The organism is Shewanella psychrophila (genome assembly GCF_002005305.1).
GTDB lineage: Bacteria > Pseudomonadota > Gammaproteobacteria > Enterobacterales > Shewanellaceae > Shewanella > Shewanella psychrophila.
The window spans coordinates 415237-429540 of the sequence record NZ_CP014782.1; the positions used below are offsets into that span (position 1 = coordinate 415237).

The 14304-nt window shown below is 44.1% G+C and carries 14 protein-coding genes, 2 tRNA genes and 1 rRNA gene; 10 read left to right on the forward strand and 7 right to left on the reverse strand.

Annotation, left to right across the window (positions count from 1 at the left end; genetic code table 11):
- Window positions 1-23: 23 nt before the first annotated feature.
- On the forward strand, window positions 24-1013 hold the full coding sequence (locus sps_RS01930) for a DNA-directed RNA polymerase subunit alpha (RefSeq protein WP_077750935.1): 990 nt from the start codon (window positions 24-26) through the stop codon (window positions 1011-1013).
- Window positions 1014-1052: 39 nt separating this feature from the next.
- Complete coding sequence (rplQ, locus tag sps_RS01935; protein WP_005502465.1) at window positions 1053-1448, forward strand: 50S ribosomal protein L17; 396 nt, start codon at window positions 1053-1055, stop codon at window positions 1446-1448.
- A 52-nt stretch (window positions 1449-1500) separates the two neighbouring features.
- On the opposite strand, the gene sps_RS01940 is transcribed toward rplQ, so the two are convergent.
- The 6 genes from sps_RS01940 to ccmA form a co-directional block, all read right to left on the reverse strand.
- Window positions 1501-2487: an ABC transporter substrate-binding protein gene (locus tag sps_RS01940; RefSeq protein WP_077750936.1), complete on the reverse strand. Its 987-nt coding sequence runs from the start codon at window positions 2485-2487 to the stop codon at window positions 1501-1503.
- Window positions 2488-2596: 109 nt separating this feature from the next.
- Window positions 2597-3082 (reverse strand): cytochrome c maturation protein CcmE, encoded by a 486-nt coding sequence (gene ccmE, locus sps_RS01945; protein WP_077750937.1) that lies wholly within the window; start codon window positions 3080-3082, stop codon window positions 2597-2599.
- Complete coding sequence (ccmD, locus tag sps_RS01950) at window positions 3082-3279, reverse strand: heme exporter protein CcmD (RefSeq protein ID WP_077750938.1); 198 nt, start codon at window positions 3277-3279, stop codon at window positions 3082-3084. The genes ccmE and ccmD overlap by 1 nt, the downstream gene beginning before the upstream one ends.
- Entirely contained in the window at window positions 3279-4025 is a 747-nt protein-coding gene (locus sps_RS01955; protein WP_077750939.1) for a heme ABC transporter permease, read from the reverse strand. Before sps_RS01955 ends, ccmD begins: the two co-directional genes overlap by 1 nt.
- Before the next feature lies 1 nt (window position 4026).
- Window positions 4027-4713 carry a heme exporter protein CcmB gene (ccmB, locus tag sps_RS01960; protein ID WP_077750940.1) on the reverse strand — a complete coding sequence of 229 codons (687 nt, stop codon included), beginning with the start codon at window positions 4711-4713 and terminating at the stop codon, window positions 4027-4029.
- 9 nt (window positions 4714-4722) lie between these two features.
- The gene (gene ccmA / locus sps_RS01965; RefSeq protein WP_077755515.1) at window positions 4723-5358 is read right to left on the reverse strand and encodes a cytochrome c biogenesis heme-transporting ATPase CcmA; all 636 of its coding nucleotides are present in this window, start codon (window positions 5356-5358) and stop codon (window positions 4723-4725) included.
- A gap of 381 nt (window positions 5359-5739) precedes the next feature.
- Here ccmA and sps_RS01970 point away from each other — a divergent pair, with 381 nt between their 5' ends.
- Entirely contained in the window at window positions 5740-6033 is a 294-nt protein-coding gene (locus tag sps_RS01970; protein ID WP_077750941.1) for a c-type cytochrome, read from the forward strand.
- Between the two features lie 166 nt (window positions 6034-6199).
- Here sps_RS01970 and ccmI read toward each other — a convergent pair whose 3' ends face one another.
- Window positions 6200-7447, reverse strand: a complete 1248-nt coding sequence (gene ccmI / locus sps_RS01975) for a c-type cytochrome biogenesis protein CcmI (RefSeq protein ID WP_077750942.1) — start codon at window positions 7445-7447, stop codon at window positions 6200-6202.
- Window positions 7448-7864: 417 nt separating this feature from the next.
- On the opposite strand from ccmI, the gene sps_RS01980 reads away from it, so the two are divergent.
- The 7 genes from sps_RS01980 (at window position 7865) to sps_RS02010 (ending at window position 14276) form a co-directional block, all read left to right on the forward strand.
- Window positions 7865-9844, forward strand: a complete 1980-nt coding sequence (locus sps_RS01980) for a heme lyase CcmF/NrfE family subunit (protein WP_077750943.1) — start codon at window positions 7865-7867, stop codon at window positions 9842-9844.
- Window positions 9845-9861: 17 nt separating this feature from the next.
- A complete protein-coding gene (locus sps_RS01985; RefSeq protein ID WP_077750944.1) occupies window positions 9862-10416 on the forward strand; it encodes a DsbE family thiol:disulfide interchange protein in 555 nt (184 codons plus the stop codon).
- A complete protein-coding gene (gene nrfF, locus sps_RS01990) occupies window positions 10413-10892 on the forward strand; it encodes a heme lyase NrfEFG subunit NrfF (protein ID WP_077750945.1) in 480 nt (159 codons plus the stop codon). The genes sps_RS01985 and nrfF overlap by 4 nt, the downstream gene beginning before the upstream one ends.
- On the forward strand, window positions 10889-11473 hold the full coding sequence (locus sps_RS01995; protein ID WP_077750946.1) for a TlpA disulfide reductase family protein: 585 nt from the start codon (window positions 10889-10891) through the stop codon (window positions 11471-11473). Before nrfF ends, sps_RS01995 begins: the two co-directional genes overlap by 4 nt.
- Window positions 11474-12191: 718 nt before the next feature.
- Window positions 12192-13736: ribosomal RNA gene (locus sps_RS02000) — 16S ribosomal RNA — on the forward strand.
- A 250-nt stretch (window positions 13737-13986) separates the two neighbouring features.
- Window positions 13987-14063 (forward strand) — tRNA-Ile (locus sps_RS02005).
- 137 nt (window positions 14064-14200) lie between these two features.
- Window positions 14201-14276 (forward strand) — tRNA-Ala (locus sps_RS02010).
- The last annotated feature ends 28 nt before the right edge of the window (window positions 14277-14304 follow it).

Sequence of the window (14304 nt, forward strand, 5' to 3'; positions counted from 1 at the left end):
GTTAACACAAAAGAGAGGACACAATGCAGGGTTCTGTTACAGAATTTCTTAGACCGCGTCTCGTTGATATCGAGCAGGTTAATCCAACACGTGCCAAAGTTACACTTGAGCCGCTTGAACGTGGTTTTGGTCACACTTTAGGTAACGCGTTGCGTCGTATCCTATTGTCGTCTATGCCAGGCTGCGCGGTAACCGAAGTAGAGATTGATGGTGTACTGCATGAATACAGTAGCAAGGAAGGCGTGCAAGAGGATATCCTTGAGATCCTACTAAACCTTAAAGGTTTGGCAGTAGTGATCGAAGGGAAAGACGAAGCTATGCTTACTTTAAGTAAGTCAGGCGCAGGCCCTGTTACTGCAGCAGATATCACCCATGATGGTGATGTTACAATCATGAATCCTGAGCATGTTGTCTGTCATCTGACAGGTAACAATGAAATCAGCATGCGTATCCGCGTAGAGCGTGGTCGTGGTTATGTACCGGCTTCAGCCCGTGCACAAACCGAAGACGATGATCGTCCTATTGGTCGCTTGTTGGTTGATGCTTCTTTCTCGCCTGTCGCTCGTATAGCCTACAATGTAGAAGCTGCACGTGTTGAACAGCGTACTGACTTAGATAAACTCGTTATCGATATGACCACAAACGGTACTATTGATCCTGAGGAAGCTATCCGTCGTTCTGCAACCATCTTGGCTGAACAGCTAGATGCATTTGTTGAGCTACGTGATGTGACTGAGCCAGAGCAGAAAGAAGAAAAGCCAGAGTTCGATCCGATTCTGTTGCGTCCTGTGGACGATTTAGAGCTAACTGTACGTTCAGCTAACTGTTTGAAGGCTGAAGCGATTCATTATATCGGAGATCTGGTACAGCGCACTGAAGTTGAGCTGCTGAAGACACCTAACTTAGGTAAGAAATCTCTTACCGAAATTAAGGATGTTTTGGCTTCTCGCGGACTGTCGTTGGGTATGCGTCTAGAAAACTGGCCTCCAGCCAGCCTAGTCGACGACCTTTAACTCCAGATTTTGTACAGATAAGGTAATAAGGATTAGGTCATGCGCCATCGTAAGAGTGGTCGTCAACTAAACCGTAACAGCAGTCATCGCCAAGCTATGTTCCGTAACATGGCAAGCTCTTTAGTCCGTCACGAAGTGATCAAGACTACTGTAGCTAAAGCGAAAGAACTGCGTCGCGTAGTTGAACCTCTAATAACGCTTGCTAAGAGTGATAGCGTTGCAAATCGCCGTTTGGCATTTGCTCGTACTCGCGACGCTGAAGTCGTAGGTAAGTTATTTAATGAATTGGGTCCACGCTACCAGGAACGTCCTGGTGGATATACCCGCATCCTTAAGTGCGGTCTACGTACTGGTGATAAAGCGCCTATGGCGTATATTGAACTAGTAGGTCGCCCTGAAGCTGCAGAAGCTGTTGAAGCTGACGACGCTGAGTAATTAAGGGTTTCATTGTAAAAAAGCCGGGCTAACCCCGGCTTTTTTTATGTCTTCATTTTGTCCAATGACTCTGTGTGCTCACCCTCTGAGGGAGTTCAAGTTGCCATCGTTTAAGGCCTTCTAAGCTAAACAGATAGCGGCCCTGCCTATCGAACTCATAGGTGAGCTGATTTGGACTCTTGCCCTGTAAGATCTGTGAGATAAGTTTCCCTGCAAGCTGCCCATGAAGATAGCCATCTAAGACGTAACCTCCTATATTCCTTTGAGCCCCTATTGAAAAATCCCAGAAACCGAAGTGGGGTATAGGTGCATTTTGTTGGGTCCAAAGAATGACTTCATTTGGGAGAACATGCTGCTGTTCAGCATCGACTAGGGTGTGATAGAGGCCAACGAAGAGGGCATCGTAGCCATTTTTCTTAGCATTGCTGACAAGCTCTTGCCATTCTACAACTTGCTTTAGAAGCTTAAAATCAACAGTAACCTTGCCAATGCTAATGGCTGCTAAATCCGGACTGATAGGCTCGATAGAAGCTTTGGAGGTCTTACTGTTATCAAATATGACCAATATTTTTTTTTCTGATTTATCAGGCAATATTTGTTCGGCTAGAATAATGGAGCGTTTCAATATTGGCCGCTCTAGGACGCCGGTGAAGTTAGACAGTTTAGTTAAACCATAATCTCTCGGGTTGCTATTGAGCCCAAGAAATACAACCGGGACATCCGTCAGTCCAAATCTATGTGATAACAAGCTTATGGCGTTGTCATCACAGAGAACCACTAGATCTGGTTTTAGTTTGAGGTATGTTTGCCAGGCTAAGTTTGCTTGCTTAGGAAACTGCTCAATAGGGAGGGTTTTGGTATCCATATAGAAATGTGTAAATGTGTTGTTTTCATCTACAATCGATTTTATGCCACGATTGTAGCTTTTATCCCAAGCATACTCTTTATGATAGCTCTCAATAATTAAAATCGATGCCGCAGTTGCTTGTCCTCCTGCTAGGACATATATCACAAGCAATAAGAGAACTGTCGCGCGCATTTTAATCACCTCCTAATCCTCTTTTATCTAGTTATAGCTTAAATATGAGCAGAAGGCGTTCTGGGCGTATAAAAAAGGCCTCGCTAGAGGCCTATTCAATCAGTTAGTTCTAGTAACCACTTTTTTGCTCTGTCTTGTAATCTAGTTTCTCATGAGTTTGCCCCATAGCTTCGGCTACTTCGGGAGGCATGTAGTTTTCATCATGCTTAGCGAGTACTTCAGTTGCCTGCAACTTGCCACCTTCTATTAAAACACCCTGAGCGACGATGCCTTGGCCTTCACGGAAAAGATCTGGTAGTAGATCGTCATAAGTCACTATGATCTCACCGCCTAAGGAATCATGAACGGCAAACTCAACATGCAAGCTGTCAGGATCTCTCACCATAGACCCCATGGTGACCATACCGCCTACGCGTATGCGCTGGCCAATTTCGGGTAAAACTCCGGTATCTTTCTTACCTTGCACTATTTCTGTCGGAGTATAGAAAAGGTTTAAGTTTGAGTTTAATGCATACAGTAATAATGATGCTATTGCGGCTACACCACCTATTAAGGCTACTGCTAGAGCTAGTCTCTTTTTACGTCTTGTGTTCACTATTTATTACTCCGGTTTTCTTTTAGGCGTTCTTCTCGCTGAATTTTCTTTGCTATTTCAGTCAACACTTTACGTTTCTGACCCATACTCTGTATGACGAGGATGGCTAACGAACCAAATGTTACGCCATATGCCAGCCATACATAGAAGGCGTAGCCTCCCATATTAAAAAAATCACTCAATGAATCAAATTGCATTACTTAACTCCTTGGGCTTTAGCTAGAGTACGAACCCAAGGTCGCATACTGTTACGTGCCAAAACTTCAGATCTGAAACGGATCAAGGTTATTGCGCCTATCATCATGCCGAAACCTAAGATGTTTATCAGTAGTGGATAAAGCATTTCAGTTGGCATAGTCGATTTCTCTGTAATTCTAATAGTTGAAGGTTGATGTAGAGAGCTCCACCATTCAACTGAGTACTTAATTATCGGGATGTTAATCACACCAACTATAGCTAATATTCCAGCCGCTCTTGCTGCTAATACCTTGTCTTCAAAAGAGGCATAAAGCGCAATAACACCCAGATAAAGAAATAGCAGGACCAACTCGGCTGTTAAACGTGCATCCCACACCCACCAAGTCCCCCACATAGGTTTGCCCCAGGTTGCGCCAGTGATTAAAGCGATGAAGGTGATCACAGCTCCTATGGGGGCAATGGCTGCTGCGGCCCAATCGGCCGATTTTATCTGCCATACTAGGCCGATAAATGCAGACGTTGCCATGCCCATATAGGCCGCCATAGACATTGAGGCTGCAGGAACATGAATGAAGATGATTCGGTAACTATCACCCTGCTGATAATCACTAGGTGCAAAAACCAAGCCCCACACTGACCCTATACCTATCAGGGCAATCGCTAGCATAGCGAACCAAGGGAGGAGTTTTCCAGAAAGGTTATACGCGCGCTCTGGATCCGCGTAACTATGTAGCCATTTCCACATGTTAGTTTGTACTCACTCTTAAAGATGCACCAATTGCGAAAGGTGCTAACGTTAATGAACCGACCAGCATCGCAGCAATTATAGCGAGATGGCCATCATAAGGTAGATTCAACCCGGCAGCATCTATGGCTGTCGTGGCAAAGATTAATACGGGAATATATAAAGGTAAGATGAGTAAGCTAAGTAGCACACCGCCTTTATGTAGTCCTACGGTTAATGCGACACCAATAGCCCCGAGTAGACTCAATACAGGTGTTCCTAAGGCTAAAGTTGCCATCAGGGCACCATAACTATTGCCGTCTAAATGAAGTAATACGGCTAAAAGCGGTGCGACTAGAATTAATGGAACCCCAGTTAATAGCCAATGAGCTAAAACTTTTGCTAGCACCATCAAAGGTAAAGGTTGTGGGCTTAGTAGCATCTGTTCAAGGCTACCATCGACATAATCTGCCTTAAATAATCGCTCTAATGACAACATAGAGGCTAACAAGGCTGCGACCCAAATTATGCCTGGGGCGACTCTGGATAATATTTTTGGCTCGGGTCCTATGGCCAGTGGAAATAAGGTGACGACTAGGATAAAAAACAGCAGTGGATTGAAAATGTCACCCTTATGTCGGATCGCTATCTGTAAATCGCGTTTCAGTAGAGTAAAAAATGCTTGTCTGAAGCTGATGCCTTTTTTCATTTCTGGACCTTATACAAAGCGATATTCAAGGCTGATCTTTCGGAGAATATCGTCATGGATAATTCCCATATCTTGGTGTGTCGTTAAGATGACACATCCGCCACGTTTAGCGTGTTCAAGAAACAGATGTTCAAGTTCTTCAACGCCTTTCTTGTCGATGGCTGTAAAAGGTTCGTCTAACAACCAAATTTTACAATTGGTATGCCAGAGTCTAGCCAAGGCTGTGCGTCTATGCTGTCCAGCAGAAAGATGTCCTGCGAGTGCTTCTTCAAAGCCAGCTAGGTTTACCTTGGCGAGAATATCTTGAGTATTGAAGTCATCATAACCACTAATTCTTAAATTGAAGTTAAGATTTTCCTCTGCGGTTAACTCACTCTTAACGCCTGCAAGATGACCTATATAGAGCAGGTCCTCGTTGTATTCGTCTCTATAGCGGTTTATCTCTTGATTTTTATAATGGACATCACCAGCATAGGGGCGTGAAAGACCTGCGAGGATCCTAAGTAGACTCGTTTTACCTGAGCCGTTTGGGCCTTCAATTTGAACAATCTCACCTTCAGTAATGTCGAAGCTAAGCTCATCGAATAAGATGCGTTCCTCGCGAATACAGGTCAATTCCTTGGCCGAAATTAAGGTCTTTGTCATCTGTTCTACCACTGAGTCCTCTATACCAAGCCTTGAGTCATTACAAGGGATCTTAACACAATCACAATAAGGGGTTTAGTACTGCTTGATTCTATGTGTCAGCAATTTGATGTGCTTCCAATAATTGAAACCTTTTAACAATATTTTTGAACTTTTTTCTTTTCTCAATAAAGATTTTTTAACCCTTGCTAATATAATATCGAATTTGTGCTTCTAATTGTGTTTATAGTATGCAAGCTTTGATAAGAATCACAAAAAGGTGAGATTTGTTGAAGTTTAATGTATTCTAGAACAGCTATAAAAATAGTCTGCCTTACTCATTGATGAGAGTAACAAGGGTGGCGTTGAGCTTTGTTAGAACTTGCATTAGGAACATCGAACATGAAAAAATTGTTAGCTATGACTGCGGTCGCTGCTTTGACTTTGTCTGCAAACGCATTTGCACAAGAAGGTAAGGCTGTATACGACAAGGCATGCCATATATGCCACAGCATGGGTGTCGCTGGCGCTCCCAAATCACACGATGCTGCTGCTTGGGCACCTCGCCTTGAACTAGGACTCGATACATTAGTATCTACAGTGAAAACTGGTAAAGGCGCAATGCCACCAGGTGGCATGTGTACTGATTGTACCGATGAAGATTACAAAAACGCTATCGAGTACATGTCTAAGTAATCGTTATCTAGCTCGAGTACTGAGCATCAAAAACCGGCTAAATAGCCGGTTTTTTTGTGTCTGTCTTTTCTATTTCTTATTTATCTACTTTCTAGTTGTAGCTAAGTACTAGGCAATAAAAAGGGCCTGCGATTGCAGGCCCTTAATCTTAATAATGGTTATCTGACTATTTAACTTGCGTGTCTATGACAAGCTGGACTGTATCACCGACTTTAACCATGGCAAGTCGACCCTGAAGGTCACCGGTCTGAGGTTTCACACTACCGTGCTTAGAGAGTACTGCAATTATCTCGACATTTTTAGCACCACTTAGCTTCACGTCACCACCCATAGAAGTGCTGTCATCTAAGGTGATTGTGGCTGGTAATGATTTAGCCGAGACCTTTACTGCCGCTAGAGGGACTTTGGGGCCTTCTGTGCTCCGAGCAAAGATGAATAGCATATCTGAACTACCTACTTGCTCGGCGAGCTTATCAGACACAGAAACTTCAACGTTTACGCTTTTGACCACAGCTTTAACACTTGCGTGTGCTGCGTCATCAGGAATTTCACCTGTCTCAGCCTGCATTCTCATCTTGGCACTATCGATAGCATTGATGATCGCACTTCGATCGACATCACTTCTTTCGCTGTCGAGTATGGCTTGCCAAGCATCTATTGCCATTTGATAGTGAGCAGTAAAGAAGGCGTCCATACCTTTAAGCAATAGAGTCGATGGGTCTTCGGGATCTAGGGCTAAAGATTGATCGATAATAGCCTGGATGGCTGGTGTCATTTGTTGGTTCGCCCTGTAGTACATGGCGGTTGCTTTTGGACCCAGTAACTCGGCATGGGTACCAACGAGTTCCATAGCCTGATCAAATGTTGATATAGCATCGTTGTAACGGCTCGCAGAGATATACATGTGACCAAGGCTAAAGAGAAGTTGGCTATTTTCAGGTTCAGATTTAGCTTGAGCTTCCATTATTTGCAGACGTTGCTGCATAATTTGATCGGCATCCATTCCTGCATGTGGGTTTGCTTGAGCTGGTTGATCTAGTTTTGCATAGGCGCCAAGTGTTGAATAGAAGTATCCAGAAAGCCCTAGGATAACCACAGACATTAACGTAGGCCATAATAAACCTTTAGGTTTGACCTTGTTGACCAGGGATTCATCTTCCCCTTGTTTCATATCCTGAAGGAGACTTATCTCTAACTCTTTCTTCAAGATATCAAATTCACCTTGATCAAGCAGTTCTTCTTCTAGTTCTTTCTCTAGAATGACGAGACGATTGTTAAACAGTTCAAGGTTCGTTTGTTTACGAACACCTGCTTCTTCCGCCTGCAACATCTTATGCTGACGAAAATGAGGAAACCAAATCAGCGCTAGGCTGACTAACACAAAAAGCGCAATAAAAATCCAGAGAGTGGTCATTATTTCTTTTTCACATTAGTTATAAAAAGCGGATTCACCGCTGAGCTAGGGAAGGATTATACGTAAAGATTATTCATTGAACAGTAATATAAGAAGATGAGTTAAGTAAAAAGTGATAGTTGGGCACTGGTTCACAGTTCGATTCTATTTTTGAAAACAGGCCGAAACTTAAGCTTCACATAAGGGTCTGATCATAGAATCTTGCACATTTTACATCTGTTACAAATCTGATGATTAGACCAATAAATGCGACTAGTCACCCATATTTGTACGAAAGAAGCAGACAGATACAATAGCAAATACTAAAATGACTCAAATTTTAAACCTTAGGCAGCTAAATTATTAATTGCTTAAGGATGTTGAGTGATTGAATTGGGCGTAAGCTTAACAAATAATCTAAAGTACTGAGGAAAACTCATGATCCCAGAATTAGGACACCTCTCGCTGATAATCGGTTTGGCTTTTGCCTTCCTTTTAGCTAGCGTTCCTTTAATTGGTGTTGCACGCAAAGACCAATACCTAGTGCGATATGCTTGGCCACTAAGTTACGGTATGTTCTTTTTTATCTTCCTATCCGTTATTGTTCTAGGCTACAGCTTTGCGGTTGATGACTTCTCGGTTGCTTATGTAGCGCATCACTCAAACTCTCAGTTACCTATCTTCTTTAAGATAGCAGCTGTTTGGGGGGGGCATGAAGGTTCTTTACTCTTCTGGGTGTTTGCCCTTTCAGGCTGGACTGCTGCGGTCGCCTATTTTAGTAAAAGCTTAGAAGAGGTATTTACCGCTAGAGTGCTATCTGTGCTGGCCTTTATAGTCATTGGCTTTGCATTATTCATGGTTTTGACCTCCAATCCTTTCGAGCGTTTATTTCCGATCCCTATGGAAGGCCGTGATCTGAACCCAATGTTGCAAGATGTTGGTCTGATCTTCCATCCTCCTATGCTATATCTTGGTTATGTTGGCTTCTCGGTTAGTTTTGCCTTCGCGATTTCAGCCTTAATGGGTGGTAGTCTCGATTCTGCATGGGCACGCTGGAGCCGACCATGGACTTTAGCGGCTTGGGTATTCCTGACTGGTGGTATCTCTCTCGGTTCTTGGTGGGCATACTATGAACTTGGCTGGGGTGGTTGGTGGTTCTGGGATCCAGTTGAGAATGCTTCATTCATGCCTTGGTTAGTTGGTACTGCATTACTTCATTCGGTTATTGTGACCGAGAAACGTGCGGCATTTCGTAATTGGACCGTACTGCTCTCTATCACAGCTTTCTCGTTAAGCCTGTTAGGTACTTTTATTGTTCGTTCCGGCGTACTTACATCGGTGCACTCTTTTGCCGCAGACCCTAGTCGAGGCATGTTTATTCTATTGCTATTAGGTTTAGCTGTGGGTGGCTCATTGACACTATTTGCTTTCAGAGCGAGTCAAATGAAGAGTCCTGCGCGTTTCGATCTATGGTCTAGAGAAACAATGCTGCTTATCTGTAATATTTTACTTACTGTAGCATGTGGCACCGTACTACTTGGTACCCTCTACCCGTTACTCATAGATGCATTAAATATGGGTAAGATCTCAGTAGGACCTCCATATTTTAACGCCGTGTTTGTACCAATTGTCCTAGTGCTATTCGTATTTATGGGTATAGGTCCAAATATTCGCTGGAAGAGAGCTAAACCTGGTGCCATGAAGGCGAAAGTATTGGTACCTGCAATTGTTGCTATTATAGCGGGCCTAGCTGCACCATTCCTGGCAGATGGTAAGTTTAACTTTTGGGTTGTACTAGGAATCGGTACGGCGACTTGGGTTACGCTTATGACGCTTAGAGCGGGATACGATCTAATTAAGTCGAAAGATGGCTCACTGAGTTTAGTTCGTCTAAGCCGTAGTCAACTGGGTATGATCATCGCTCATTTAGGTATAGCCGTATCGGTTGTGGGTGGCACTATGGTGTCCAACTACTCCATCGAAAAGAGTGTACGCATGGGACCTGGTATCAGCCAAGAGCTGGCGGGTTACACCTTTAATTACCTCGAAACTAAGAATGTTGTTGGGCCAAACTATACGGCTCTACAAGGACAGATTGAAGTGTCTAAAGATGGTGAGTTCATCACCTTGCTAAAGCCGGATCGCCGCCAGTACAATGTACGTACTATGGATATGACAGAAGCTGGTATCGACTGGGGACTCTTCCGTGATCTATACGTCACTATGGGGGATCCAATCAGCAGTACTGAATTTGCAGTTCGCTTGAACTATAAGCCATTTGTTCGTTGGTTATGGTTCGGAAGCATCTTTATGATGGTAGGTGGCTTCTTTGCTGCATCAGATAAGCGTTATCGTACGAAAAAGACAACGCAAACATCTAAGCTTGATGCAGAAAAAGCGAAATTGGCTACGGCCTAACTTGAATTGGGGCAAGTATGAAGAAGCTAGTATTATTTATTCCGCTGATCTTAGTGATGGGAATGGGGGTGTTCCTTTATAAGGGACTCTTCCTTAACCCACAGCAATTAGATTCGGCTCTAGAAGGGAAGCCTATTCCGGTTTTCCAGTTAGAGCGTTTGGAAGATAGTAGCGAGATAATCACAAACGAAACGTTGAAAGGTAAAGTGTCACTATTAAACGTATGGGCGACATGGTGCCCTTCGTGTAAATACGAGCATCCTTATCTAATGCGTTTCGCAAGACAAAATACCTTACCTATATATGGTATTAACTACCGTGATGAGCGAGCGTTAGCGGTTCGTGAGTTAAATAGGCAAGGTGATCCTTATACTAAGAACATTTTCGATCATGATGGGCGTCTCGGTCTGGATCTTGGTGTTTATGGTGCGCCGGAAAGCTTCTTAGTGGATCACAATGGGATTATCAGGTTCAGATATGCGGGCCCAATTGATCAACGAGTATGGAATGAGACATTGCTGCCAATGATTAAAGAGCTGCAAGCCGCTGCAAAACAGGAGGGAGCATCATGATTAAATCTATATTCAAACTCATGGGCGCAATACTCCTGTCATTAACTGTGATGTCAGTATATGCAACGCCAGTCGATACCTATGAGTTTAAGTCTGCAGATAATCAAAAGCGAGCGCTTGAACTAGCGCATTCACTTCGTTGTCCTCAGTGTCAGAATCAAAATTTAATCGATTCTAATTCGCCAGTTGCTCAGGATCTTCGTCTTGAAGTTTATCAAATGGTTGATGCGGGTAAAGGCGATGACGAAGTTATAGAGTTTATGACGAGTCGCTATGGTGATTTCGTTCTTTATAAACCTAGGATGGAAGCTAAAACATATGTCTTATGGTTAGGTCCTATTGGTTTATTAATCTTTGGCTTACTTATCGGTTTCATCTTTGTACGCAAACAGCGTATCACTCAAGTCGAAGAACAAGAGATTAGTGCCGAAGAGCAGAAAGAGTTAGATAAACTGCTTAATCGAGATGATGAATGAATAAGTGTTTGTCTAAGGTGCTAACAGTTTCTTTGTTAGCACTCACTTCATTATCCTTAAATACGGCTATGGCATATCCTGGGATGCAGAAGAAGGAGGAGGAAGGAGCCGCTCAGTCGAGTGTTGATCTTATCAGTGTATTGCCTGAAACCTATCCTATTGATGTTGTTCCTTTCAGTGATGCGAATGGTAAAGCTGTAGACTTCAGTCAATATCGAGGAAAGGTGATCATGGTAAACATGTGGGCAACTTGGTGCCCACCTTGTGTTCGAGAGTTGCCAGCAATAAAACGCCTAGCATCTAAGTTTGATAAGGCTCAATTTGAAATTTTACCAATTTCTATTGATCTTGATGGAAGAGAAAAAGTAGAACCTTTCTTAAAAGAACTTGGAATGGAAGGTTTCACATCTTTTTATGATGAAAAGCAGCAGCTAGGGCAGGTGTTCCCACTAGATACTATTCCTGCTACATTTATCTTAAATAAAGAAGGCGACCTAATTGCCTTTGTGCGAACCTTTGTGGACTGGGATGATAAGAAAGCGGTTGAATTGATCCAGAGCCTTATAGATAAAGCTTTATAGACCAGTCAATGATAGAAAGACTTATTATATAGGTAAAGCAAGACTAGTATTATTGCTTCTTTAAAAAGGGACCTTAGGTTCCTTTTGTGTTTTTAATCCTGTAGTGATGACAAAGCAACCTGATTACGTGCTATTAATCATCGTTTCGATTGATAAGTATACGGTCGTTAAGTTTATTGGAATATTCTTCTAAATACCCCTTGCGCTCTGGGCTGACATGCCTATAATGCGCATCCACTGACACGGCAAACCAGTCTTCTTAAGCAGTAAGCTAACTAAGACAAGAGCGAGTCAGGGCAACAAGTAAGCGCTTGAAAATTTAATTTTTAAAAGCCCTTGACGCCAACCACGGAGAGTGTAGAATACGCCTCCTCAAGCCAACGACCTAGCGTCAAGGCTGCTACTGAAAGATTCGCTCTTCATGTTAGCAACGCTCTTTAACAATTCAAAACAAGAAATCTGTGTGGGCACTCACAGGTGTTGAGTTATTCGAAGCCATCTTACTTTGTAAGTGGCAACAAATTTTCTCAATGAACCACTGAGTGACCATAGCAACTTTGGTTTCTACTTTCTTACTCTCACGAGCAAGCAAAGTAAATTCAAAGAAGCAAAATATGTAAGCTTCATTGACATTCTCTTTATAGAGAGTGGTTAATGAAAAACAGTATGATTCGTTGAGCCGATGTCATTTTCGAAAGGAAGTGCATCAAAAAAACTTTAATTGAAGAGTTTGATCATGGCTCAGATTGAACGCTGGCGGCAGGCCTAACACATGCAAGTCGAGCGGAAACAGGAAGGTGCTTGCACCTTTGCTGTCGAGCGGCGGACGGGTGAGTAATGCCTAGGGAACTGCCCAGTCGAGGGGGATAACAGTTGGAAACGACTGCTAATACCGCATACGCCCTACGGGGGAAAGGAGGGGACCTTCGGGCCTTTCGCGATTGGATGTACCTAGGTGGGATTAGCTAGTTGGTAAGGTAATGGCTTACCAAGGCAACGATCCCTAGCTGGTCTGAGAGGATGATCAGCCACACTGGAACTGAGACACGGTCCAGACTCCTACGGGAGGCAGCAGTGGGGAATATTGCACAATGGGCGAAAGCCTGATGCAGCCATGCCGCGTGTGTGAAGAAGGCCTTCGGGTTGTAAAGCACTTTCAGCGAGGAGGAAAGGTTGTAGTTTAATAAACTATAGCTGTGACGTTACTCGCAGAAGAAGCACCGGCTAACTTCGTGCCAGCAGCCGCGGTAATACGAGGGGTGCAAGCGTTAATCGGAATTACTGGGCGTAAAGCGTACGCAGGCGGTTTGTTAAGCAAGATGTGAAAGCCCCGGGCTCAACCTGGGAATTGCATTTTGAACTGGCAAACTAGAGTCTTGTAGAGGGGGGTAGAATTTCAGGTGTAGCGGTGAAATGCGTAGAGATCTGAAGGAATACCGGTGGCGAAGGCGGCCCCCTGGACAAAGACTGACGCTCAGGTACGAAAGCGTGGGGAGCAAACAGGATTAGATACCCTGGTAGTCCACGCCGTAAACGATGTCTACTCGGAATTTGGTGTCTTGAACACTGGGTTCTCAAGCTAACGCATTAAGTAGACCGCCTGGGGAGTACGGCCGCAAGGTTAAAACTCAAATGAATTGACGGGGGCCCGCACAAGCGGTGGAGCATGTGGTTTAATTCGATGCAACGCGAAGAACCTTACCTACTCTTGACATCCACAGAACTTTCCAGAGATGGATTGGTGCCTTCGGGAACTGTGAGACAGGTGCTGCATGGCTGTCGTCAGCTCGTGTTGTGAAATGTTGGGTTAAGTCCCGCAACGAGCGCAACCCTTATCCTTATTTGCCAGCACGTAATGGTGGGAACTTTAGGGAGACTGCCGGTGATAAACCGGAGGAAGGTGGGGACGACGTCAAGTCATCATGGCCCTTACGAGTAGGGCTACACACGTGCTACAATGGTCGGTACAGAGGGTCGCAAAGCCGCGAGGTCAAGCTAATCCCACAAAGCCGGTCGTAGTCCGGATCGGAGTCTGCAACTCGACTCCGTGAAGTCGGAATCGCTAGTAATCGTAGATCAGAATGCTACGGTGAATACGTTCCCGGGCCTTGTACACACCGCCCGTCACACCATGGGAGTGGGCTGCACCAGAAGTAGATAGCTTAACCTTTCGGGGAGGGCGTTTACCACGGTGTGGTTCATGACTGGGGTGAAGTCGTAACAAGGTAGCCCTAGGGGAACCTGGGGCTGGATCACCTCCTTACCTATACGACTAACTCAATATTTGGTTTGGTAAGAAATTGCATCCGTGCATTTCTTACACACAGCACATCCGTGTGCTTGAGTGTTCACACAGATTACTTGATAGAAGAAAGAGAAATATATCGAAAGGTATTTTTGAGAATTTTGATTCTTAATCAAGGCACTTGATGAGTCTCTAGGGAGTGTGCTCTAGTACATGACTGAGAAACGAAGAAAGTAACGATGAGAAAGGATTAAAAGATCAAAAGAATGGGTCTGTAGCTCAGCTGGTTAGAGCGCACCCCTGATAAGGGTGAGGTCGGTGGTTCAAGTCCACTCTGACCCACCAAATCTTTGTTTATACTGCGTTAACTTGTTACTCGTTTAGTGAACTAAACGTCGCAACAAGTCGTCTTGTCTAAATTCGATTTGGCTTCGCCAATGTTTTCATTGGATATCTTGATTGTTTCTCAACTGCATGTAAATGGGGCTATAGCTCAGCTGGGAGAGCGCCTGCCTTGCACGCAGGAGGTCTGCGGTTCGATCCCGCATAGCTCCACCATTTACTTTTGCTTAAGGATGTTAAACAT